A 24,659-nucleotide genomic window follows, 5' to 3' on the forward strand; every position below is an offset into this window, starting at 1 on the left:
TCGGTTAGGCACCTTTCATCCCGAAGCTGCGGACCGCTCCAACCACCCGCTCCCGCTCATGCAACGTTCTCACCCATGGACTCAGGTGAAAGCTTTTGCCGTCAGTCTTGCACTGCTTGCCTCTTCATCGGCCTTGCTGGCTGATACGGATTACGATGAAGATGGCTTCAGTGATGTCTGGCAGCAGATATATACCGCCTGGGGGCTGGCCCCCAATGGGGATGAAGACAATGACGGCTGCACCAATTACCTCGAAAGCATTGCCGGAACCAATCCCTGGGACCCGCTGGACTGTGTGAAAGTGGATGAAGCCACGGTCCTTGAGAATGAGGTGGTGATTCGGATGGCCTCGAAGCCCGGTAAGTTTTACCGACTGCTCAGCAGCGCCTCGCCGGGTGGGCCGGGCTGGACGAGTGAGGGGGAAGAACTCACAGGCACTGGGGAAATTCTCGAATTCATCACCCCACAATCAGGCGGTTCCTCACGCCGGTTTTTCAGAGTCGAGACCTATGACAAAGACAGTGATGGGGACGGCGTGGAAGATTGGGCTGAAGCCATGACCGGTACCGACCCGGCTGAGTCGAATACCCTGACCAATGCCTCCGGTGGCTCCAAATCCGATGGTGAGGTGCTGAAAAGCCTGTTCGCACTGTCCTTCGCAGCGGTGGAGTCGGACAGTGAAGCCATTGAAAAGGAAGGCCAGACGGCACGCATTCGCCTCAGCCGACCTGCCGAGGTCAGTGCCACGGCGCTGACGGTGGACTTCAGTCTTTCGGATAATCCAGATCCGGCCAAGGGGTCGGCCAGCGGCAATGATTTCACCTTGAGCGTGACTCAGCCAGGCGGAGCGGTGGTGGGCACAGGCAGCGGCCAAGTAACGATCCCGGCTGGAGTGAGTACGATGGACATCATCGTCAATGCCACGGCCGATAGCGCTGCGGAGGTTCCTGAGCTGCTGACCATGCATCTTCAGCGGCCTGGGGAGGGCTTCGCTAATGTGCCGCTGGCGGCCACCGCCATGATCAAGGATGCTGACCCTGTGAATGAGGCCAATCGCACCTTGTTCGTCGCCTATCTGGGGAAAGAAGCGGGCGTGAACACGAACGCCACCGGCATTGCCACGGCTCTGGTGAATGGAGACAACGATGGAGCTGAGATCAGCCTCATGTTCAGCAATCTCACCTCGGCCCAAAACACCGCGTATCTGCGCATCGAGAACGACGACATCATCAACGTGGGGCTGGGGCAGGTGAGCGGGCGTGAATGGGCCATCCGCGCAGCCAGCATCAAGCTCACCGACCAAGCCATGCTGAATGCCCTGTATGCCGGCCAGCTCTACATCAGCATCACCACGGCAGACAATCCCACCGGGGAGATCCGCGGTTACTTCAACCGAGCCACCGGTTCGACCGATTTTACCTACAATCCGAATCTCCATGGCGCTCCCACCCTGGGCAGCTCGAACTGGCTGGCACCGACTCCGGCGGAGCTGGAGCGGGACATCTGGCGCTTTTTGGATCAGTGCACCTTCGGTGGCACCGAGAGCCTGTATCAGGAGGTGCTGGCGGAGGTGAATACGGCGCTGGGGAATGGCGGCACCTACTTGGATGGTTATTCCGCTTGGTTGGATAAACAAATCGCCTTGCCCAATCCCAGCCTCTTGGAGTTGACCTATGCGGCGGATAACGAGGAGTTTGTTCTCCGGGGCAATAAGCCGTTGTGGTCCGGAAATGACCCTCAGTTTGCCGGTGAATCCTACGGGGTGACCTTCGATAGCTTTTACGGAACGCCCACCATCAGTGCGACGTCTAACGGGACGTTTAACAATAACCACCCTTTCCACAACAACCGTCGGCGTGAGCAGTGGACCCTGGCCATGCAGGCCAAGGCCCAGGTGCGGCAGAGGATGGCGCATGCACTCAGCCAAATCGTTGTCATCTCTGAGATCGATGGCACCGTGCAGAGTAAGCATTATGGCGCCGCCGCTTACTGGGACATGCTGGCTGACAATGCCTTTGGCCCCTACCGCAGCATTTTGGAAAAGGTGACCTATAGCCCGATGATGGGCATCTACCTGAGTCACCTGCGCAACCGGGCCGAGTATGTCTCCGGCGGGGTCTCCATTTTCCCGGATGAAAACTACGCCCGTGAGATCATGCAGCTCTTCAGCATCGGTCTGGTGCTGCGTCATCCGGATGGCAGCCTCGTGCTCGGTCCAAATGGTTTGCCCATTGCCACCTACGACAATAGCGACATCACGGAACTGGCCCGCGTCATGACCGGCCTCTGCCATGGCGCAAGGCATGCTACCGCCTCCGTCCAGCGTTTCAATGGCCTCCACTTCGCCGCCTCTAGCCCACGGGTCGGCACCACGATTGAGATTCAAGGGGTGGACTTCACCGGCTTCAATGAGGGTGGGGGAGACTCGTGGTGGCAGGCTCCCTGGATCTACCCCATGAAGGCGCTCGGACGCACCGGGACGGTGACCAGTGTCAACCGACCCATGCATGATTTCGCCGCCAAAACGCTCCTGCACAATTATAACGGTGGGACGGCCATCCCAGGTCTGACGGACAGTGAGGTGAATGCCCTGAGCCTGGCGCAATCCAATCAGCGCGCGGATCAAGACATTGCCATTGCGCATAACCTGCTGGCCGGTGATCCGACATCCCAGACTTACAATGGACACCAGAACACACCCGTGAACATTTCCCGCTGGTTGATTCAGCGCTTCACGACGTCGAACCCCAGCGCCGGTTATCTCTACCGGGTCAGTCAGGTGTATCGGAATACGAATGGAAACCTCGGTAGTGTTTTGAAATCCATATTGTTAGACTACGAAGCACGTAGCCTGCAGCTTGCGGATACCTCCATTTCCCATGGTCGCATCAAGGAGCCGCTGGTTCACTTCATGGCAGTCATGCGTGGTTTGAAAGCTTACACGGGATTGCCTGTGCAGGCCTTGAGAGACATGCAGCTCCCCTTCAGTGCGACGGACAGCCCTAAAAACACCCCCCTGTCTTCGACCGAGTTCGATAAGTATCTGCCGAACGCCACACGCTTCCGCTTTTCCGATAGCACCACCGCCTTGGGGCAATCGCCCTTGCGGGCCCCTAGCGTTTTTAACTGGTATCTCCCCGATTACATGGTGCCTGGGCCCATGGCTGCGGCTGGGGTTTTTGCTCCCGAGTTGCAGATCGCTTCCGAGACCAACCTAGTGAACCGCATCAACCGTCTCTGGACCTACACCTGGATGAATTTGGTCGGTATGGCCGTGCAGCCGGGGTCAGACTCCGGCGTGGAGGATGTGACCCAGGTTTCCACCAATGCTGCCGTGCAGGTGAAGGTGGGTTTGAATCAAAGCAATGCGAACAGCTTCGCTACCACGCAGACGCTGACGTTCACCTCGACGAACTACAACACGCCACAGACGATCTATGTGGCCGCCGTGGATGATAACATCCGTGAAGGCACCCACGTCACCTCGATCCAACATATGGCGACGAGTGCGGATGCCAGCTACAACAATGCCGCCCTGCCTGCTCAATCCATCAGCATCACGGACAATGAAGGCACCACAGGTGCGGTTATCGTGGAGCAGAGTGATGATCTGACGGTGGTGTCTGAACACACTACCCCGGCGACTTACTCGGACACCTACACCGTGAAGCTGAGCAGCGCCCCCACAGCGAATGTGACGGTGACGGCCAATGCCAACGCACAGTTGGCGTTATCCCCAGCCTCCCTCACCTTCAGCACCAGCAATTGGAATACCCCGCAAACGGTGACGGTCACAGCCGTGAACGATGCTTTCTCCAGCGAGGTGATCCACATGGGCTTCGTCGGTCACTCCGTGGCGAGCACGGATGCCGCTTATGCGGGAGTGGCTGCGCCGAGCTTGACCGCCTTTGTCGGGGACAACGATCAGGCGGGCAGCAATGGCATCACGGTGCGCCATACCGATGCCACGACGGTGGTGAAAGAGGGCGGTGGAACGGATCGCATCGTGGTGGCTCTGAATCGCGCGCCTACAGCCAACGTGACGGTCAGTTTAGGCACAAATGCCCGCATCACGAGAAGTCCCGCCAGCTTAACCTTCACGACGAGCAACTGGTGGGTGCCTCAGGTGGTGACGATCCAGGCAGTGGATGATGCCTTGGCCAATGGCGATACAACCTTCAACCTGTCTCTGAGTTCTTCCGGCGGTGGTTACAGCTCCACCGCGACCGCTGCCATCACGGTCCTCGACAATGACAGCACCGCCGCAGGCAGCATCGTCATCACTCAGACCGGTGGCACGACTCAGGTGGCGGAAAGCGCCACCTTTAGCACGGGCACCCAAGACAGCTACACGGTGCGTCTCTCCAGCCAGCCGCTCTCCAATGTGACGGTGGTGGTGTCTCCCATCAAGCATGTGCGGCCCATGTCGTCTTATGCCAAGCAGATGGGCTACTATGCCTCCGATTCTCCTGCCAGTACGAGCAACAACCAGAAAGACCGAGTGGTCTTCGATTACACCGACATCATCACTCTTTACAACAGCACCTTCACCAGCAGTGGAGGGGTGACGGGCAGCAATGCCAATAACCTGAATGCTCATCTGGCCGCCACTCAGGCTGTGATCAATAAGATGGATCTGATGTGGTGCGGGGGGCAGTTAAAGTCCCAATGGCCAGCGACTCTGACGACTACCGACCTCGCAGACACGGGGCTGATCAATCCGCGCAAATCCATCGTGGCGGGGGTCCTGTATGGTTACAGTACCAGCCGAGGCAGTTCGGAGAGTTCCTACGCTGCGGAGGTTCGCGACCGCTGCCGCATTGCCGCCTATCTCGTCAGCATCAGTCCGCAGTCATTCACTCTGAAATAAGGCTCTTCGCGCGTTTCATTTTCATCCTTTCCCGTCATGAATCTTTTTTCCCGTAGGACTCTGGATCGCAGCCAGCCCAACCGTCGTGACTTCATGGTGCAGAGCACCTGTGCGGGGCTCGGCATCACCAGCGCTGTGAATACCCTGGCCCATCTTCAGTTGGTGGGCACCTCGGCGGCTCAGTCCGCAGGGAATGATTATAAGGCCTTGGTGTGCATTTTCCTCAATGGCGGCTGTGATACGAATAACCTCCTGTTACCCATCGCAGGCACCGCACGGACCCACTATGAAAGCGGGCGCGGCATCCCTCAATACATCGATGCCAGTAAAGGGGGCGTCGCCATCCCTCTGGAGGACATCACGGCCGCAGGCACCCAGATCAGTCCGTTGAATGCCGTCGGCACCTATGAGCATGCAGCGGGTTACATCGGCCAAGATGGCAGTGGCAATCGCATGGCCGTGCATCCGGGGGCGTATCATCTCAAGACCTTGTTTGATGCTGAAGAGCTCTGCTTCATTTCCAATGTCGGCGTGCTCACGCAGCCGAATGTGACCCGGGCTAACTTTAGCGCGTTACCCATCTCGCAGAAGCCGCCGCAGTTGTTCTCCCACTCAGATCAGCAGACGCAGTGGCAGTCCTCCATCCCGGACAAGCCCTTCAAAAGCGGCTGGGGTGGGCGCTTGGCGGATCTGCTGGATGGCATCCACAATACAGACCCCAATGCGCTGTCCATGATGGTGTCTGTGAATGGCTTCAATAGCTTTCAGGTGGGCGTGCAGCAGCAGCCTTATGTCATGGGCTCATCGGGGGTGACATCGTTTTCTGGATTCGGCACCAACTACACCAACGGCCTCCTCACCTTGGGGCAGCAGCCTTACACGGGTTACAATGCCTTTGCCAATCCCGGCACCGCCAACTCGAACTACAAGAACAGCAATGCCGGCTGGCGCTTGGCGGCTCTGGAGCAGATGCTGGGCATGTCCCACGCCAGCTTGTTCGATCAAGGTTACGCCAATGTGGCCAAGAGCGCACGTGTGACGGAAGGGCTGGTGGGAGGCGCGCTCAGCATCACCGCCAATGGCTCGGCGACCACCCTGGACTCCCATTTCGTCAATGCCTTTGCAGGCACAGGCATCGATGGCCTAACCAATAACTTTGCACAACAGATGCGCATGGTAGCCCGGTTGATCGTGGGAAACTCCGCCCTCAATAACAAACGCCAGATCTTCTTCGTGCAGCTTGGCGGTTGGGATACGCATACCTCCCAGATCCCGGTGCTGAACAATGTGGCGCGCACGGATCAGAGCTACTACAGCCTGATGCTCCAGCTCTCCTGCGCCATGAAGGGCTTCCGGGATAGCATTCAGGGAGCTGGGATGTGGGACAACGTGACGGCCTTTACCGCCTCGGATTTCACCCGCACCTTTACGCCGAATAAAACGGACGCCACCGGTGGCTCAGATCACGGTTGGGGTGGGCACATGATGGTGATGGGCGGTGCGGTGCGTGGTAAGCGCATCTTTGGCACTTATCCAGATTTGACCGTCAATGGTGGCATTGATGTGCAGGGGAACCGCGGGCGCTGGATTCCCTCCACCTCGGTGGATCAATATGCGGCGGTCTTGGCCAAGTGGTTCGGCGTCGGCCCAGATCAATTGAGTGCGATCTTCCCCAATCTCTCGCGCTTTACCGATCCCTTCACTCCGGCGGCGAAGCTTGAGTTTATGGACGCGGTGGCTTGATTCGGTCATATTGCGGTTATGTTTTCGTTGCCCCAAAGGCCCGGCCCGTATCTCATCGCTCTGCTGCTCATCATTCTAGGCGTTCTTTCCTTTTGGATGCTGAAGGTGCTGAATGATCCGGCCATCCAGCAGGCGGTGCAGAAAAACAAGAGCCCTACGAGCAGCCTGCCGCCCCAGCCCACGGCCCCTCTCGCCGTGCCCGCCCCGCCGCCTCTGTCGGATCAGCCGATCGACCCCGCCTTTGTGCAGATGCATGAGGAGATGCTGCTGCCGGAGACTCCCCCCGAGCGGGAGCTGGAGATCCTCCAGGAGTTGATGTCCCTGCACCAAAAGGCCATGAAGGACAGTTCCTTTGGAGATAACGCGGATGTGACCCAGGCTCTGGTGGGGCAGTCCGTGCAAGGGATTTGGTTACCCCGACAGTCTCCGCGGATTCAAGACGGGCGGTTGCTCGACCGCTGGGGCACGCCCTACTGGTTTCATGCCAATACCGGCAGTCAGGTGGAAATCCGCTCCGCAGGTCCAGACCGGAATCTGTTTTCTCCCGACGACATCATCCTGAATGGAAGCCCCGCCGGGTTCGGCGCGACTCCCGCTCAGCCGTGATCCCCGACATCAGGCTCTGAAGTCAGTCCACACGTCCATTTTATCAGCGCATCGTTCGGAGCCCCGGCTTCAGCCGGACTCTTTGCCCACGTGGGGCCGACCCAAAAAAGCCATGCCCAGGAGTGGCATCCAGGCATGGCGTAAGGGGAGAGCCGCTTAGCTCACCTTGAGATCAATAGCTGCGGGCGAAGACGACGCGGCGCTGGCTGGGTTTGCCAGTCAGGAAGCATTTGCCTTCTTCCGCGAACTCGTCGCTCAGCGGCACGCAGCGGATGGTCACCTTCATGTCTTTGGCGATCTGGTCTTCCTCGTCGTTGCTGCCCGCCCAGTGCATGAGGGCGAAGCCGCCGGGGGCTCCTTCGGCAAAGAAGGCTTTGAATTCCTCCAGCGTGTCCAGCTTCTTCATGTTGGAGTCACGCATGGCTGTGGCGCGGGCCAGCAGCGCATCCTGAATCTCCTGGAGCAGTTCGGTCACGTTCTGGAGGAAGTCCTCCTTGCCCATGAACTCCTTGGCTTTCGGGCCTTGGTCTCGGCGACAGACGGCGACACTGCGGCTGGTGATGTCACGCGGACCGATCTCGATGCGCAGAGGCACCCCTTTCTTGATCCATTCCCAGTTCTTAGCACCGCCTTGCAGATCGCGCTTATCCACATGCACGCGCAGCGGCTCGCCGTGGAAGGTCTGGGCGCGTAGCGTCTTGGCGAGGGCTTCGCAGGAGTCGATGACCTCCTGGCGGGTGTCAGGCTTGGGCGTCACTGGCAGGATGACGATCTGGCTCGGGGCCACACGCGGTGGGATGATGACGCCATCGTCATCCCCATGGGCCATGATGAGGGTGCCGATCATGCGGGTGCTCACACCCCAGCTGGTGGTGTGGGCAAACTGACGCGTGTTGTCACGACCCAGGAACTGGATGTTCGCGGCTTTGGCGAAGTTTTGGCCCAGGTAGTGGCTGGTGCCGGCCTGGATGGCTTTACGATCCTGCACCATGGCTTCGACCGTGAAGGTATTCACGGCACCGGGGAAACGCTCGTTCTCAGTCTTCTCCCCAGGGATCACCGGCAGGGCTAGGTGATTGCGCATGAAGTCGGCATACACCTTGTGCATGAGCTTGGTCTCATCCATGGCCTCTTCAAAGGTCTCATGGGCGGTGTGGCCTTCCTGCCAGAGGAATTCGGCGGTGCGCAGGAACAAGCGAGGGCGCATCTCCCAGCGCATCACGTTGGCCCACTGATTGATCAGCAGGGGCAGGTCGCGATAGCTCTGCACCCAGCGGGCAAAAGCGGCGCCGATGATAGTTTCCGAGGTGGGGCGGATGACGAAAGGCTCCTCCAGCTTGCCTGTGGGGATCATCTTGGTGGTGCCATCGGGCTGCTTTTGCGCCTCCAGGCGGTGGTGGGTGACCACGGCACACTCGGTGGCAAAGCCTTCGGCGTGTTCGGCTTCTTTTTCCAGATAGCTCAGGGGGATGAGCAGGGGGAAGTAGGCATTGACGTGCCCGGTCTCCTTGAATTTGACATCGAGCTGGCGCTGAATGTTTTCCCACAGGCCATAGCCCCACGGCTTGATCACCATGCATCCGCGCACTTCGGAGTTTTCCGCCATGTCGGCGGCACGGACGACTTGCTGATACCACTCAGGGAAATCTTTTTCGCGGGTGGGGGAGATAGCAGGGGCTTGGCTCATGATTGGGGCCTGCACAGTAAAGGCAATCAGCGGGCGGTCAAATTCATCGCCAAGACTGGCGAAGCTTAATCCGGGAAGTTTCGGCCTCCCTGTGGAAGGGAGAGGAATTTACCTCACGCCCAGGCCTGCCGCAGCAGGCGCAGGAAGTTTCCGCTCATGATGCCTTCGATATCGGTCTGGCTGTAGCCGCGTTTCTCCAGCATGGCGGGGATGCGGGCGAGATCGGCGATGGTGTCGAGGTCCTCCGGGGTTTGTTCGATGCCGTAGCCGCCGTCGAGATCGGTGCCGATGCCGCTGTGCTGGGCATTACCTGCGAGCTGGCAGATGTGGTCGATGTGATCGCAGATAACTTCCAGCTTCAGGCCGGTCTCCTGCGGGGTGGTTTGCCCACGCACCCAGCCGGGTATCATCATCCAGGCATCCAGGGCGGCCCCGAGCACGGCTCCGCGTTCGATCAGGGCTTTGATCTGTTCATCGCTGAACTGGCGCACGTCGGGCACCAGGGAGCGGCAGTTGCTGTGGCTGGCCCAGATCGTGCCTTGGAAGATCTCCAGAGCCTCCCAGAAACAACCGTCGGAGAGGTGGGTCACATCCAGGATCATGCCCAGGCGGTCCATCTCCTGGATGAGTTCCTTGCCGCCTTTGGGCAGGCCGCCGACTTGATCATGACCCAGGGCGTATTTGCACACACCATAGTGTGCGGGGCCCATGGCACGCAGGCCCTGCTCCCAATGCCGCTCCAGGTGCTCCACGCTGCGGATGCTGTCGGCCCCTTCCAGGCTGAGGATGTAGCCGATGGGTTTATCGTCATTCGGGGTGCCATCCGTCCACAGGCTGATCATGGCCTCCAGGCCTGCCCGATCCGTGATCTGGCGCATGTGTCCCTCCTCCTCCATGGCGCGATACCAGGCGAGCTGGCCCTGGGTCTGCGCATAGGCTTGCTCGGAGGACATCCAGTTGGCCATGGGGCGCGGACCCACCATGCAACCGGCCAGCTGGGTGGCCACACACAGGCCCATCTCTGTCTTTCGCATTTCTGGAAAAGCCGTGGTGCCTAGCGCGCGGCCTTTCATATCCGTCATGCCTTCTTCGCGACGGCGGATCTCATGCACCGGCAGGCGCAGATCGCGATTGTATTCCAGAGCATTGAGACTGAGGTCGAGATGGGCGTCGAAGGTGAGCATGGGAGACGGGAGAAAAAACGCGGTGAAACTCGGGTTTATGCGAGCGAAAAACAGCCGGGCAAACGATCCGCTCCACTGTCCGCGAAATCACGGGGCAGGATAGCGCGAGAACTGACGAGTTTGCATGATTTTGCTTCCTCGGGATGGTGGGTTGAATTTCCGATGGGGCCCTTGGGGAAAGTGAGGGAGTTTAGACAGGATTAACAAGATGGGCAGGATTGGCGGAGAGGCCGAGGGAGTGGAAGTGCCTAACTAATTTTTGGTTTGGCAGTTTAGATTTGAGATCTGGAATCTGAGATTTGAATTGAAAATGGAGCCACGGCAGGTGCAGGCAGGGTGGAACTTGGTTTGACCTGTGACTTGGACGGGCGATGGTTTCCTCCCCCCAACCGACCATGTTAAATTCTCTTTCTGATCTGACGCTGAAGAAGCAAGCTGGTGAACGTGTGAGCGTGCTCACGGCTTACGATTACCCCATGGCCCGTCTGCTGGATGAGGCGGGGGTGGATCTCTTGCTGGTGGGAGATTCTCTGGGCATGGTGGTACTGGGCATGCCGGATACTACGGGAGTGACGATGGAGATCATGTGCCATCACATCCGCGCCGTGCGGCGTGGGGTGAAGCGGGTGCCAGTGATCGGTGATCTGCCTTTCCATGCCTATGAGACCCCCGCGCAGGCTTTGGCCAATGCACGTCTTTTGATCGAGGCGGGCGCGGATGCGGTGAAGCTGGAAGGCGGGGCGGCCTTTATCCCGCAGGTGCGAGCCATTGTGGAGGCGGGGATTCCGTTTGTTGGCCACATCGGCATGCTGCCGCAGAGTGTGAAGGAAGAGGGCGGCTATAAGAAAAAGGGCAAGACGCCTGCGCAAGCGGAGCAATTGCTGGCAGATGCTCTCGCTCTGGATGCGGCGGGGGCCTGTGCCATCGTTCTCGAAAGTGTGGTGGCAGACGTGGCGGCGGAGATCACGCGCCAGATCAAGGCGACGACCATCGGCATCGGGGCAGGGAAGGAGACGGATGCCCAGGTACTGGTGACGCCGGATCTTATCGGGGCCTTCCCTTGGTTTTGCCCGCCTTTTGCCATTCCTCGTGCCAATGTGGCCGGAGAGATCCAGCGGGCGGTGAAGGAGTGGATGGAGGCTATTCAGTGATCAGTGGTCAGTATGCAGTGGTCAGAGGCCGAACACGTGGTGGTAGCTGGATGTGTTCAGCGCGAGGGTAGCTCGTTCGCATGAAACGTCCTTTCGCTGACCATCCGGCTTTCAATGGACGCGAGGAGTCGTTCGGACGCCCGAAGCTCTTTTGGCCATCGCAACCCTTTCCCTGAGCCGGATAGTTTGGCGCAGAGCGCTATCTGACAGCAGACTGGGTTTGCGCCAAACACATCCGTACTACGACCAGCCTTCGGTATTCAGTCTCTGAAAACTGAATACCGAAGACTGTTTACTGACTACTTCGCGTGCTCTTGCTTGTAGTGCTCAGCCAGGATGTCGCGGCCAAAGTCACCGTCGAAGCTACGCAGGACACTGTGAGGGTGGTTGGCACCGTTTTGCACGTTGTCGTATTCGATGAGGAAGGTCTTGCCCTGCACCCGATAGTAGTGGGGCTCGCCACGCTCTTTACCACCGGCCCAGGCGAAGTAAACGGGACCGTTTTTCTCAATCTCAGCCCAGGTTTCAGCGGCCACTTCAGGGCGCAGGCGGGTGAGGTATTCGTCGATGATCTCGTGAAGCTTGGCTTTTTGCTCGGCGTTGAGCTCGGTATCAGCCAGGCCATCGGGCTTGAGGGGATCCACTTTCTTAGCGGCCTCAGTCAGCATTTCTTTGGGAGCTTCCACATTGAAGAAAGCGGTCTTGAATTGGGCTTCGTCCAAGGACTTCACCAGCTCCCGGCCGAGGTCTTCTTCCTTACCCAGCACACGCAGACCGACCAGCGGGCCCTGACGCAGTTCACCGGGGTTAGTGCCCATGAAGGCGGGAGTGGCCCGAAGCAACTCACCATCTTTAATGGTGAAGTTCAGGGACATGTGGTGCCCCTCGATACGCCAGCCCCAGGTGCCTTTTGGATCGGGCGTGCCGAAGATGCTGACGAAGTATTTCTCAGGATCGCGTTTTTCACGGATCGCAGCGCGCTTGGATTCATCGGCGGCGCTTTCCATTTGATAGAGCACTTCTTCCAGAGACATGATGGTGACGGCCTTAGCGGCACCTCGGAAACCGAGCCCGGTATTCATGAGGGCATGGGCCAGCAGGCGTTGTTGGGGAGTCATTTCCTTCATCGGCAGGCCCTTGCGCTCGCGCGGGATGAAGTGCCAGTTCAGGCGCTCTTCATCGTCAAACTTGAAGGTAGCCTTGGCTTTTTGCTCGGGGGTGAGGGAGTGCAGAAAGGTATCTGCGACCCCAGCCATCTGGAGGCCCGCATCATGAGCATGGACGGGGGCGACGGAAAAGAGAAGGGCGCATGAGAGCGAAGCAAACAAGGGGCGGAACATAGGAAGGGAGGTTGGCAATGGCAGAGACGAACGCGCCAGAAAAGGCGTCTTTGTCACAGAACCCGCCTCTCAGAGCGGCTTTTTGCAAAAAGAATCCACAGATAAGCCCGCGATGATTGACACTCAGCGTCAAAATCCTCTAGTCTGACAATTCACAAAAAATTTCCGCGAATCCCCCCGCCGCATGTATTCAAACGAAGAATATCTCCTGGAACTGCTGACTGAGTCAGGGTTGATCGCCGATCGCGACCTTCAACAGGCCAAAACCACCAAGAAACCGACCGAGACTCTGCTGGAGTGCCTGATTAAAACCGGGGTGGTCAGTGATGAGCAAGTCGCCCAGACGGTGGCGGTGAATTCCGGCATGGAGTATGTGGATCTGAACGGTTTTGCCGTGAATCCTTCCCTCAAGGGGCTGGTGCCGATGGAAGTGGCCCAACGTTATAAAGTGGTGCCGATCGGCATCAATGGCACCGCACTCCAGGTGGCGGTGGCTGACCCTTACGATTTCGAGACGTTGGACTCCCTGCCGCACGTGCTGCAGCCAGATCTGGAAATCTTCTGCTCCACTCCAGCGCTGATCAAGACCGTCCAGGCCAACATTTACGGCAATGAGATCTTTGGTGATGCGGTGACTAAAAGTGGCGGTGGTGCCAGCGATGGCGATGCTCCGATCATCAAGTTGGTGACCAACACCCTGATGGAGGCCTTTAAAAACGGTACCTCCGATATTCACATCGAGCCACTGGAGAAGGATGTGCGAGTCCGCTTCCGCATCGACGGTGTGCTGAACGATGTGGAGCACCATCCGAAGCGCCTGCACTCCTCCATCATCGCCCGTATCAAGATCATGTGCGGGTCGATGAGCATCGATGAAAAGCGTGTCCCGCAAGACGGTCGTATCCAGATGGCCTTCAATGGCAAAGAGCTGGACATGCGTGTTTCGGTGATCCCCACCAACAACGGTGAAAGCGTGGTCATGCGTGTGCTTGATAAGAGCAGCCTCCGCCTCGGCCTGTCCGATCTCGGTTTCCTCTCGGATGACCAGGACACCTTTGAGAAACTGATCACCCTGCCGGACGGCATCGTGCTGGTGACAGGGCCAACGGGTTCGGGTAAAACCACCACCCTCTACGCGTGCTTGAACTTCATCAACCGCCCTGACCGCAAGATCATCACCGTGGAAGACCCGGTGGAATATGAGTTGGCCGGGATCAACCAGGTGATGGTGAAGGAAGACGTGGGAATGAGCTTCGGTGCGGCCCTAAAAGCCATCCTTCGTCAGGCGCCGAACATCATCATGATCGGGGAAATTCGAGATCTCGAGACGGCGTCGATCGCCATCGAGGCCTCGCTCACCGGTCACTTGGTGTTCAGCACCCTGCATACCAATGACGCCCCGGGTTCCGTGGCTCGTCTGGCGGATATTGGCGTGAAGCCTTTCCTGATCGCTTCTGCGGTGCGCGGGATTTTGGCGCAACGTCTGGTGCGTAAACTCTGTTCGGAGTGTAAGCAGCCCTCCGGCCTGAGTGAGCGTGAACTGCGCAGCCTGGGGTTGGAAGCCAGCCAGCTGTTCAATGCCACGATCATGGGTCCCAATGGCTGCAACAAGTGCCGTCAACGTGGTTACAAAGGCCGTATGGTGATCGCTGAAATCTTCAAAGTGGATGATGAAGTCCGTAACATGATCAACCAGCAGCTCACCACACCCCAGTTGCGCAAGCGTGCCCGTGAGCTGGGCATGCGCACCCTCCGTGAAGACGGTGTGCGCAAGGTGCTGGCCGGGATGACGACGGCTGAAGAAGTGATCGAAGCCACCATGGCCGACGGTGAATAATCCACGGGTCCCCACGAAATCTTAACTCTGAAAGACTGATTCCCCCCTATGACAGCCCAGAACGTGGTAGATATGCTGGAAGCCCGCGGTGTGATTGACAGCGGCCAGGCCTACGACATCACCCAGGACGCCGTTCACAACGGCAAAGACGTTCTCCAGGTCGTGCTTGATTACGGCCTTTTCACGACTGAAGACGAGTTCTGGGCCATGGTGGCTGAGGAACTCGGTGCGGAACACTTCGACTTGGCGGAGTTTGAGCCGCCTCCCTCTGTCATCGGTTTGATTCCTGCTGGGATGGCCCGTCTTTATGGGGCATTCCCCATCACCCTGGATGGACGTGGTTTGCATGTGGCTTTCACCGATCCGCTGAATCCCCAGCTCGTGGAGGACCTGCGTTTCGGTCTGGATAAAACTGTCGTTCCTGTCGTGGCCCGCCGTGCTCAGGTTCAGGCGCTCATTGACAAACATTATGGCTCGGGTGCCCCGAACATTGATGAAATTTTCGGCGGTCTGAAGGATGCGGGGAAAGGCTCTCCTGAAGTGGAAGCAAACTCGGCACCGATCGTCAAATTCGTCGATCTGGTGATGACTCAGGCCATCAAGGAGCGTGCCTCTGACATTCACTTCGAGCCCTTCGAGCACGAGTTCAAAATCCGGTATCGTGTGGACGGTGCGCTGTATGAAATGGCACCTCCGCCCATCCACTTGGCCACCAGTGTGATCTCTCGTATCAAGGTGATGTCGAACATGAACATCGCCGAGCGCCGAGTTCCTCAAGACGGTCGTATCAAAACCACCGTGAACGGCAAAGGGGTGGACATGCGTGTGAGTTCACTGCCCACTCAGCACGGTGAATCCGTGGTGCTTCGTGTCTTGGACCGCAGTTCAGTGAACCTGGACCTCGAACATCTGGGCATGCCGCCCTACCTATTCGATTACATTTCTGAGACGATCAACAAACCCAACGGTATTTTCATCGTCACAGGCCCTACCGGTGCCGGTAAGACCACCACCCTGTATGCTTGCCTACGTCGTATCAACACCATCGACAGTAAGCTGCTCACGGCGGAAGACCCGGTAGAATATGAGTTGGATGGCGTCATGCAGGTGCCGGTGAATCCCGCGGTCGGCCTTACCTTTGCTAAAGCTCTCCGCGCATTCCTGCGTCAAGATCCTGACCGGATCATGGTGGGAGAGATGCGTGACAAGGAAACAGCCCAGATCGCCATTCAGGCCTCGCTGACGGGACACTTGGTGCTGAGCACCCTGCACACAAACGATGCTGCCGGTGCCGTGACTCGTCTTGTGGATATGGGTGTGGAGCCTTTCCTCGTGGCCGCCACGCTGGAGGGTGTGCTTGCCCAACGTCTGCTGCGCACCGTTTGTAAAAACTGCCGCATGCCTTACGAGCCGAGCCTTTCCATCCTCAACCAACTCAACCTGTCGCAGTCGGACATTGGTGGAAAACAATTCTACACGGGTAATGGCTGTGACAAGTGCGGTGGCAGCGGTTACAAAGGCCGTAAAGGCATCTACGAACTGCTGGATGTGACCGATCCGATCCGTGACCTGGTGACCCAGAGAGCGCCGACTCTCGCCCTGAAACAAAAGGCCATCGAGCTGGGGATGCAAACTCTACGCGAAGACGGCCTGCGCAACATTTACGATGGCGAAACGACCATTGAAGAGGTGCTGAAATACACCTGATCTCAACCGGGGCTCAAAGGCAGTTTGTCAGCCCTGACATTATTTATTTGTTGGACATTCTGCCTCAAGACCCGGTAATCTCAAAATTGCTCTAAACCCCCCGCAGCGCTCCCTTTTCTATGCCGAAGTTCCACTACATCGCCCTCGATCAGAACGGTCAAGAAGTCGCCGGTGAACTCGATGCCTCCAGCGAAGCCGAGGCCATCAACCTCCTCCGTCAGAGCCAGCTTTACCCGACTCAAGTAGCCCAGGAAGGTCGGGGTGATGCAGCCGTGAAAAAGCGCGCCAAGGCCACCACCCCCAAAGGCAAGTCTGTGAAGGCTGGTGCCAATGCTAAGGTGAAGGCCAAGGTGCTGATGATTTTCACCCGCCAGTTGGCCACTCTGATCGATTCGGGTCTACCCCTTCTTCGTGGTTTGACCGTGTTGGCCCGTCAAGAGCCGAACCCGATCATGAAGAGCACCGTTACGACCATTGCTGATAACGTGCAGACGGGTAGCACCTTCTCGGAGACGCTGTCTCAGTATCCCAAGATTTTTAACAAGCTTTACATCAACATGGTGAAAGCGGGTGAGTTGGGTGGTGTGCTTGAAATCGTGCTCAACCGCTTGGCTGAATACCAAGAGAAAGCTCAGAAACTGAAGAACAAGATCGTGGCCGCGATGGTTTACCCCATCATCGTGATGTTCATCGCCGTGGCTATCATGGTCTTCCTCATGTTGGTCATCGTGCCTCGCTTCGAGAAGATCTTCGAAGACATGCTGGGTGATAAGAACAAGCTCCCCGAGCTGACCAAGCTGGTGATCGGCTTCAGCCGCTGGATGGGAGATAACTTCCTCTATCTCGTCGCTGGTGTTGTCGTGACCGTGGTCGGTTGGAGGCTGTATGCAGCTACGGCTGGTGGACGTCGTGCCATTGATAAACTGAAGCTCAAGTTGCCTCTGTTTGGTGACGTGCAAAAGAAGACCGCCATCTCTCGTTTCAGCCGCACTCTGGGCACTCTGGTCACCTCCGGTGTCCCGATTCTGCAAGCCCTGAACATCACCCGTGAAACTGCTGGCAATACCGTCGTTTCAGACGCCATCACCAAGGTGCATGACGCCGTGAAAGAAGGTGAATCCATGGTAGCCCCTCTGGAGTCCAGCAATGTCTTCCCGCCGATGGTGATCTCCATGGTGGATGTCGGTGAAGAAACCGGTCAGCTCCCAGAGATGCTTCTGAAGATTGCCGATGTGTATGAAGATGAAGTGGACAATGCGGTTTCGGCCCTCACGTCCATGCTTGAGCCTCTCATGATCGTGATGCTGGCTCTCGTAGTCGGTGTTATCGTTATGGCGCTGTTCCTTCCGCTCATCGAGGTGATCAAAGGCCTCAGCGGCGGAGCCTAGTCCTCCCCAACCCTCCATCCCCCAGCCAGCTTATGAAAACTTACATGCGGAAGCCTGTTCAGGCGGGCTTCACCGTGGTCGAACTTCTGGTCGTCATCACCATCATTGCGCTGTTGTTCGCTCTGACGATCGGCGCATTTACCTATGCGCAGCGCTCTGCGGCACGGAGCCGCACAACCGTGGCGATGAACGCCATCAAGAGCGGTCTCGAACGCTACTCGACGGAATTTGGTGAATATCCGACGCCTCAAAACGCGGGTGACACCATCGCTGTAGGCAACAAAACATACGAGGTGGGGGCTGCAGCAATGCTCTACCAAGTGTTGAGTGGTGATGGCTACGATAACATCGCCATCGCAGAACCTCCTGTGGACGCAGGCCCAGCGAGTTCAAACGGCTCAATTGACGAAAACGAGTCTAAGTATGTCATGATCACAGACATGCCCAAAGAGATTTACGTTTACGAGTCCACCAGCAATCGCGGTTACATGGTGGATGGGTTTGGTAAACCTTTTCAATATGAGAAGGCCAATCCAGCTAACTCAGGTGCAGGTGTGAATACCGTCAATCCAACTTACGACCTCTGGTCTTACGGTGAGGATGAAGAAAACATCACGGCACGTTCTATTGATACGCTTAACGCTGGGCCCGTGAAGGATGCCAGCCAAAAGTGGATCAAGAATTGGTAATCGATTTTCCGTCCTGCGTTTTTCTCAGAACGGACTCAATTAAAAATAACTCATTTTTTCAGTTGAGATTTTTCGGCGGTGATGGATCATCCGCACCCCGACCCAAGGCGTTTGCGCGCGTGGCGGAATTGGTAGACGCGCTAGATTCAGGTTCTAGTGAGTAACATCGTGGAGGTTCGAGTCCTCTCGCGCGCACCACCTCAACAACTTGTTGGGGTGTCTTTTTTCGATGCAGGACGCTGGTTATGTCAAAAAAGCTTTCGCGGGGATCGCTCGCCGTTACATGCTGGCCAATCATGTGTTGAGTCTCGGCATTGATGTGCTTTGGCGAAAAAAAACGGCAGGTCTGGTGGCTCAATGTGAGCCCAAGATGATCTTAGATCTGGCCACGGGTAGTGGTGATCTCGCTCGGGAGTTGCAGCGCCAGTGCCCGCAGGCACGCGTGCTCGGGGCGGATTTTTCGATTCCGATGATGCGGGAGTCACAGGCTTTGGATTTCCCTCAGCTGGTGGCTGCCGATGGCATGAATTTGCCTTTCCAGAGTGAGTCCTTCAATGCCCTGACGGTGGCTTTCGGGCTGCGTAACATGGCTTCTTGGCCGGGTGCTTTGAGGGAGATGCAGCGTGTGATTGCACGTCAAGGAAGCTTGTTTGTCTTGGACTTCTCTTTGCCGACACTGCCCGTCGTGCGCCCGCTGTATCTGTTTTATCTCAAACGCATCATGCCCATGATTGCCGGTTGGATCACGGGTGAGCGTGCGGCTTATGAATACCTGTGCAGCTCCGTGGAGCGGTTTCCTTCTGGCGCGGCCATGGAGAAGCTGATTCTGGAGGCAGGCTTCAAGACGGTGAAATCCATTCGACTGACGTTCGGCATTGCCTCGCTGTATCTTGCCAAGAAGGGCTAACAAGCTCGCTCAAGGGGCGCTGCTGACGGGAGCGATGCGTTTCAGCGAATCAAAGCTGACCCGCTTCATGACGGTGATGAACTCCTTCATATAAGCGGTCTGAGCAAGGCTGCGGGTAGTCGCCGCATGGAGATTGGAATAAAGGCCTTGTTTGCGCACGGGGCGGCTTTCTACATAACCTTTCTCCAAGTAGGGCATGACGGCCCAGCAAGGCATGGCGGCGATCCCTCGACGACTCGCCACGAGCTGTAAAATCGCGATGGTGAGCATCGCGGTGCGCCGGATGGGATTCACACCCACGGGGCCTAAAACCTCGCGCACGATATCAATACGATCATCTGGGATGGGGTAGGTGATCAGGGTTTCTTTGGCAAAGTCTTGAGCGGTCAGAAAAGCTTTGCGGGTGAGAGGATGTTTGCGTGCAAGCAGAGCCAACACCTCATAACGAAACAGCGGGTGATAAACGACATCTCGCCTCGGAGGCGCTTTGGAGACGATGACCAAATCCGCTTGGTCTTCTAGCAAGAGACCTGTGGGGTCGGGTTGGAAGCCCGAAACGAGATCCATCTCCACCTCCGGCCAAGCTTCGCGGAAGCTATCCATCGCAGGCATCAGCCAGTCGAAACAGGAATGGCACTCCACGGCAATGCGCAGTTGGCCCGCTTTGCCCTCGGCAATACGCGCCACATCCCGCTCGCATTGTTGCATGTTTTTGACGACTTCATAGGCCGTGCCTAACAATCTTTCACCCGCGGCACTGAGACGTAAGGGACTGCTTTTACGTTGGAAAAGTTCCACCCCCAGATGTTCCTCCACGGCTTTGATCTGATGAGAAAGGGCAGGCTGAGAAAGGTGAAGCCGCCGACCTGCTTTGGACAGGTTTCCGGTTTCGGCTAGGGCGATGAGAGCTTGGAGATGGCGGACTTCGAGCATGAGACTATCATAAACCATTTGAATGATGATCCACAAAACTCTGTGGATTGTTTATATCGGGAGTGACGATAGTTGTCTGGTCGCCATGAGCGATATTTACACACACAACTTGGGCTACCCACGCATCGGGGAGCAACGCGAACTGAAAAAAGCCACCGAGGCGTACTGGCATGGCAAGCTCTCCCGTGAGGAACTGGAGGCCACTGGACAACAGTTGCGATCCCAAAACTGGGCGAAGCAAAAGGCGGCAGGAGTGGATCTCATTCCATGCAATGACTTCAGCTTTTATGATCAGATGCTCGATTTCTCATGCCTCATTGGCAACGTTCCACCGAGATTCGGCTGGCAGGGCGGGGAAGTAGATCTGGATGTGCTTTTCTCTATGGCCCGTGGCTCACGTGGAGAAGGGCAGCCCTGTGCCTCGGGCTGCTCGCATCAGCCTGCGTTTGCTTGTGAGATGACGAAGTGGTTTGATACCAACTATCACTACATCGTGCCGGAATTCCGTGCAGAGACAAAGTTCCAGCTCGTGGGAGATAAGGTGTTTCGGGAGTATCAGGAGGCCGTTTCCTTGGGCTATCGGGTCAAACCGGTGTTGCCAGGTCCGGTGACGTATCTTTCGTTAGGCAAGGTTCAGGATGAGCAGAATCCAGACTTTGATCGATTTGTGCTTCTGGAGAGTTTGCTGGAGCTTTACGAGAAAATTCTGCAACGGCTGGCGGCTCTTGGGGTGGAGTGGGTTCAGATCGATGAACCGATTTTTAGTCTGGATCTGAGTCCCGTTCAGCGTGATGCGCTGCTCACGGCATGGCAGCGTTTATCGCAATCGGCCCCGGGGCTGAACATTCTGGTGACGAGCTACTTCGGTGCTTTACAAGAAAACCTCTCCTTATTCTTGGCTTTACCCGTTCAAGCTCTGCATTTGGATGTCGTGAGAGGGGAAGCAGACTTGGACGAAACTCTGGCGCGCTTTCCGGCTCATAAGACCTTGTCGTTAGGCGTCGTGGATGGGCGGAACATTTGGAAGAACGACTTCTCGGCTTCGCTGACGCTTCTGCAAAAGGCTCAGGCGAAACTGGGGGCGGCGCGTCTCTGGGTGGCGCCTTCCTGCTCGCTCCAGCATGCCCCCATTTCTCTTGCGCTGGAGCCCAAGCTGGATGCTGAACTGAAAAGCTGGATGGCCTTTGCCGACCAAAAGTTAGAGGAAGTCGTCGCTCTGAGCGGGCTGCTGCGGGGCACGACGCCTCCTCTGGTGCTGCAAGACAACCAGCGTGCCATCCTGTCCCGACGAAAAAGCACGCGCATTCACAAGCCACAGGTGAAGGATCGTGTGGCTGCAGTGCAACCGGAAGACTCCCAGCGTCAGTCTTCCTTTGCTCAGAGGCGTGAGCTTCAGCAGGCGAAACTCAAGCTGCCAGAGTTCCCGACGACGACCATCGGCTCCTTTCCACAAACCGCGGAGGTGCGCTCCATGCGTGCCAAGTGGAAAAAGGGTGAGATCAGCACTGAAGCCTATGAAGTTTACCTTCAGCAGGAGATCCAGCACTGTGTGGCCTTTCAGGATGAGATTGGCATGGATATGCCCGTGCACGGAGAGTTTGAGCGGAATGATATGGTGGAATACTTCGGCGAGCAGTTAGAAGGCTTTGTCTTCACTCAAAAAGGGTGGGTGCAGAGCTATGGCTCACGGTATGTGAAGCCCCCCATCATTTACGGGGACGTCAGCCGACCTGCTGCCATGACCGTTCGCTGGTCACAGTATGCGCAATCATTAACGAAGCGGCCCATGAAGGGGATGCTCACTGGCCCTGTCACCATCTTGCAGTGGAGCTTTGTGCGTGACGATCAGCCGCGGTCTGAAACGACTCGCCAAATCGCTTTGGCCATTCGAGACGAAGTGCTGGATCTAGAAACCGCAGGCATCGCCGCGATCCAGGTGGATGAGCCTGCCATCCGTGAAGGACTGCCTTTAAGACAGCGGGATTGGTCCGCCTACCTGGATTGGGCCGTCGAGTCTTTCCGCCTCTGCGCCAGTGGTGTGCGGGATGAGACCCAGATTCATACCCACATGTGTTATTCAGAGTTCAATGACATCATCGAAGCCATTGCCGCCATGGATGCCGATGTGATCACCATCGAAACATCGCGTTCGAACATGGAACTCCTTGAAGCCTTTGTGGGCTTCAAGTATCCCAATGAAATCGGACCCGGCGTGTATGACATCCACTCGCCACGGGTGCCATCCGTTGAGGAAATGGTGAGGCTGATGCGCAAAGCTGAATCTGTGATCCCTCGTTCCCAGCTCTGGGTGAATCCTGACTGTGGGCTGAAAACGCGAGGTTGGGAGGAAGTGAAATCTTCTCTGATTCACATGGTCCAGGCCGCTCGTCAGCTACGTGTGGCCCAACCTATCAGCGCCTGATCCATCATGCATATTCGAGACATCTTTGCCCGTGCTCGACGTCCGACGTTGTCCTTTGAGTTCTTCCCGCCTCGATCGTCCGAGGCGGTGAAGGATCTACAGGACTCGTTGCTTCAGCTCGCTCCTTGGCGTCCTGACTTCGTCAGCGTGACGTATGGAGCGGGGGGCAGCACGCGTGATCGGACCCAGAGTTGGGTGAAGGAACTGGGCCAATCGGATGTCTTCGATCCTATCCCTCATCTCACGGCCGTGGGGCACACGGAGGCGGAGATGATGGGGATCTTAGAAACCTATGCCGCAGCGGGTGTCAGCAATCTGCTGGCCCTGCGCGGCGATCCATCTCCGCAGGTGACACAGAGTGGCGACTTCCAGACAGCGGCGGATCTTGTTCGCTTCATCCGCCGTTTTAATGACCGGGGCTTGCATCCTGACCCGCGAGGATTTGGGATCGGCGTGGCTTGTTTTCCAGAAGGTCATCCTGCGACGCCTAACAGAATGTTGGAAATGGACTACCTGAAAGCCAAGGTGGATGTCGGCGCGGACTGGATGTGCACGCAGGTCTTCTTTGATAATCATGATTTTCACGATTTTCGCGCACGTTGTGAGTTGGCTGACATACGAATTCCGATTCTTGCGGGTATCCTGCCCCTTACTCAAAAAAACAGTTTGTCGCGGATGGCCGAGCTCGCGGCAGGTTCACGTTATCCAGCTAAGCTATTACGGGCTTTTCAGCGTGCGGGAGACGATACGGACTGCTTTCAGCAGGTGGGGATTCATCATGCAGTGATGCAATGTACCGATCTTCTCGATCATAATGTCGCCGGGATCCATTTCTATACTCTTAACAAAGCTGCTTTCACGCTTCAGGTACTTCGCGGTTTAGGAAGTCGCTAGGTTACGATTCGATCGGAAGCTCAATTGTAAGGCGATTGAGGGGAACAAAAAAGCGCGCAAGACTCTCATCTTGCGCGCTCGTTCAGTTGATGACTTGAAGCTGATTACACCAAGCACTCGGCGATCTGCACGGCATTGAGAGCCGCTCCCTTCAGGAGCTGATCACCCACCACCCAGAAGCTGAGGCCGTTGTCCAGAGCGCAGTCGATGCGCAGACGACCGACGGCGCAGTTGTCACGACCGGCGATGTCCAGAGCCAGGGGATACACTTTGTTCGCCGGATCATCCAGCACGTCCAGGCCTGGAGCCTGAGCCAGTACCTCGCGGGCTTTCGCCAGATCGACAGGCTTTTCAAACTCGGCGCTGATGGAGATGCTGTGGCTGCGGAAGACAGGGATGCGCACGCAGGTGACGGAGGCGCGGAAGTCCGGATGATGCATGATCTTCCGACCTTCGTTTTCCATCTTCATCTCTTCCTTCGTGTAACCCGTGTCGAGGAAGGAATCCACGTGCGGGATGGCGTTGAAGGCGATCTGGTGAGGATAGACGTGCGGCTTGGAGGACAGCTTGGCAGCATCCCAGGCGCGGTTTTCAGCGGCCCATTCGCGGGATTGCTTCGCCAGTTCTTCGATGGCCTGCGCTCCAGTGCCGGACACGGCCTGATAGCTGGAGGCAAAGATGCGCTTCACACCAAAGGCCTGATGCAGCGGATACAACGCCATGAGGGAGATGGCGGTGGTGCAGTTCGGATTGGCGATGATACCCTGATGGTTCTTCACGTCAGCGGCATTGATCTCTGGCACCACGAGCGGCACCGTCGGGTCCTGGCGGAAAAAGGAGGAGTTATCCACCACCACAGCCCCAGCCTTCACCGCATGGGGCGCGAAGTCGCGTGAGATGCCTCCACCGGCACTGAACAGCGCGATGTCCACCCCGGCAAAGCTGTCTGGAGTGAGTTCCTTAATGGTCACGTCCTCACCTTTGAATTTCATCTTCTTTCCAGCACTGCGGGCACTGGCGAGAAGGGTGAGCTGGCCGACGGGGAAATTCCGCTGCTCCAGGCAGCGAAGCATTTCCACTCCCACCGCTCCGGTGGCGCCGACGACCGCGACGTGTTTGAGGTTGCTCATGGCTAGGGTGATCTAAGGGATGGTTGGATTTTCGGATGTCCCCGGAAAAAGGGGGCGGCAGGTTAGACTCGGTTTTGAAATCCGCAAGAGTCCCTTGTGAGGCCTGGCTCTGCAGATCGAGATGGCGATTAGCCACGTTTTCCTAAAGCTTAGGTCAAAGAAGCCTCATCA

The 24,659-nt window shown here is 57.2% G+C and carries 16 protein-coding genes and 1 tRNA gene; 12 read left to right on the forward strand and 5 right to left on the reverse strand.

Annotated features, from left to right (window positions below; all coding sequences use genetic code 11):
- Positions 1-58: 58 nt before the first annotated feature.
- From B5D61_RS01485 to B5D61_RS01495, 3 genes are read left to right on the forward strand one after another with little or no spacing between them, the layout of a single operon-like run.
- Positions 59-4,870 (forward strand): DUF1800 family protein, encoded by a 4,812-nt coding sequence (locus B5D61_RS01485; protein ID WP_078811520.1) that lies wholly within the window; start codon positions 59-61, stop codon positions 4,868-4,870.
- 36 nt (positions 4,871-4,906) lie between these two features.
- Entirely contained in the window at positions 4,907-6,613 is a 1,707-nt protein-coding gene (locus tag B5D61_RS01490; RefSeq protein WP_078811521.1) for a DUF1501 domain-containing protein, read from the forward strand.
- 18 nt (positions 6,614-6,631) lie between these two features.
- Positions 6,632-7,219 (forward strand): hypothetical protein, encoded by a 588-nt coding sequence (locus B5D61_RS01495; RefSeq protein ID WP_078811522.1) that lies wholly within the window; start codon positions 6,632-6,634, stop codon positions 7,217-7,219.
- 172 nt (positions 7,220-7,391) lie between these two features.
- Here the strand turns inward: B5D61_RS01495 and proS are convergent, their stop codons facing one another.
- Positions 7,392-8,906 carry a proline--tRNA ligase gene (gene proS, locus B5D61_RS01500; RefSeq protein ID WP_078811523.1) on the reverse strand — a complete coding sequence of 505 codons (1,515 nt, stop codon included), beginning with the start codon at positions 8,904-8,906 and terminating at the stop codon, positions 7,392-7,394.
- Positions 8,907-9,019: 113 nt separating this feature from the next.
- Positions 9,020-10,090 carry a dipeptidase gene (locus B5D61_RS01505; RefSeq protein ID WP_078811524.1) on the reverse strand — a complete coding sequence of 357 codons (1,071 nt, stop codon included), beginning with the start codon at positions 10,088-10,090 and terminating at the stop codon, positions 9,020-9,022.
- 395 nt (positions 10,091-10,485) lie between these two features.
- On the opposite strand from B5D61_RS01505, the gene panB reads away from it, so the two are divergent.
- Positions 10,486-11,241, forward strand: a complete 756-nt coding sequence (panB, locus tag B5D61_RS01510; protein WP_139372992.1) for a 3-methyl-2-oxobutanoate hydroxymethyltransferase — start codon at positions 10,486-10,488, stop codon at positions 11,239-11,241.
- Positions 11,242-11,540: 299 nt separating this feature from the next.
- Here the strand turns inward: panB and B5D61_RS01515 are convergent, their stop codons facing one another.
- On the reverse strand, positions 11,541-12,581 hold the full coding sequence (locus B5D61_RS01515; protein ID WP_078811526.1) for a DUF3500 domain-containing protein: 1,041 nt from the start codon (positions 12,579-12,581) through the stop codon (positions 11,541-11,543).
- A gap of 184 nt (positions 12,582-12,765) precedes the next feature.
- On the opposite strand from B5D61_RS01515, the gene B5D61_RS01520 reads away from it, so the two are divergent.
- The 6 genes from B5D61_RS01520 (at position 12,766) to B5D61_RS01545 (ending at position 19,109) form a co-directional block, all read left to right on the forward strand.
- Positions 12,766-14,418 (forward strand): GspE/PulE family protein, encoded by a 1,653-nt coding sequence (locus B5D61_RS01520; protein WP_078811527.1) that lies wholly within the window; start codon positions 12,766-12,768, stop codon positions 14,416-14,418.
- Positions 14,419-14,466: 48 nt separating this feature from the next.
- Positions 14,467-16,125 carry a GspE/PulE family protein gene (locus B5D61_RS01525; protein ID WP_078811528.1) on the forward strand — a complete coding sequence of 553 codons (1,659 nt, stop codon included), beginning with the start codon at positions 14,467-14,469 and terminating at the stop codon, positions 16,123-16,125.
- A 119-nt stretch (positions 16,126-16,244) separates the two neighbouring features.
- Positions 16,245-17,513, forward strand: coding sequence for a type II secretion system F family protein (locus B5D61_RS01530; RefSeq protein ID WP_078811529.1), 1,269 nt, complete (start codon positions 16,245-16,247; stop codon positions 17,511-17,513).
- Between the two features lie 32 nt (positions 17,514-17,545).
- Positions 17,546-18,202 carry a type II secretion system protein gene (locus B5D61_RS01535; protein ID WP_078811530.1) on the forward strand — a complete coding sequence of 219 codons (657 nt, stop codon included), beginning with the start codon at positions 17,546-17,548 and terminating at the stop codon, positions 18,200-18,202.
- A 113-nt stretch (positions 18,203-18,315) separates the two neighbouring features.
- Positions 18,316-18,400, forward strand: a tRNA-Leu gene (locus tag B5D61_RS01540).
- 31 nt (positions 18,401-18,431) lie between these two features.
- Positions 18,432-19,109: a ubiquinone/menaquinone biosynthesis methyltransferase gene (locus B5D61_RS01545; protein ID WP_078811531.1), complete on the forward strand. Its 678-nt coding sequence runs from the start codon at positions 18,432-18,434 to the stop codon at positions 19,107-19,109.
- Positions 19,110-19,118: 9 nt separating this feature from the next.
- Here the strand turns inward: B5D61_RS01545 and B5D61_RS01550 are convergent, their stop codons facing one another.
- The gene (locus tag B5D61_RS01550; RefSeq protein ID WP_078811532.1) at positions 19,119-20,042 is read right to left on the reverse strand and encodes a LysR family transcriptional regulator; all 924 of its coding nucleotides are present in this window, start codon (positions 20,040-20,042) and stop codon (positions 19,119-19,121) included.
- Positions 20,043-20,127: 85 nt separating this feature from the next.
- Here B5D61_RS01550 and metE point away from each other — a divergent pair, with 85 nt between their 5' ends.
- Complete coding sequence (gene metE / locus B5D61_RS01555; protein ID WP_078811722.1) at positions 20,128-22,464, forward strand: 5-methyltetrahydropteroyltriglutamate--homocysteine S-methyltransferase; 2,337 nt, start codon at positions 20,128-20,130, stop codon at positions 22,462-22,464.
- Positions 22,465-22,470: 6 nt separating this feature from the next.
- Complete coding sequence (gene metF / locus B5D61_RS01560) at positions 22,471-23,358, forward strand: methylenetetrahydrofolate reductase [NAD(P)H] (RefSeq protein WP_078811533.1); 888 nt, start codon at positions 22,471-22,473, stop codon at positions 23,356-23,358.
- 104 nt (positions 23,359-23,462) lie between these two features.
- On the opposite strand, the gene B5D61_RS01565 is transcribed toward metF, so the two are convergent.
- Positions 23,463-24,488, reverse strand: a complete 1,026-nt coding sequence (locus B5D61_RS01565; RefSeq protein ID WP_078811534.1) for an aspartate-semialdehyde dehydrogenase — start codon at positions 24,486-24,488, stop codon at positions 23,463-23,465.
- Between the last annotated feature and the right edge of the window lie 171 nt (positions 24,489-24,659).

It is taken from the genome of Prosthecobacter debontii, assembly GCF_900167535.1.
GTDB lineage: Bacteria > Verrucomicrobiota > Verrucomicrobiia > Verrucomicrobiales > Verrucomicrobiaceae > Prosthecobacter > Prosthecobacter debontii.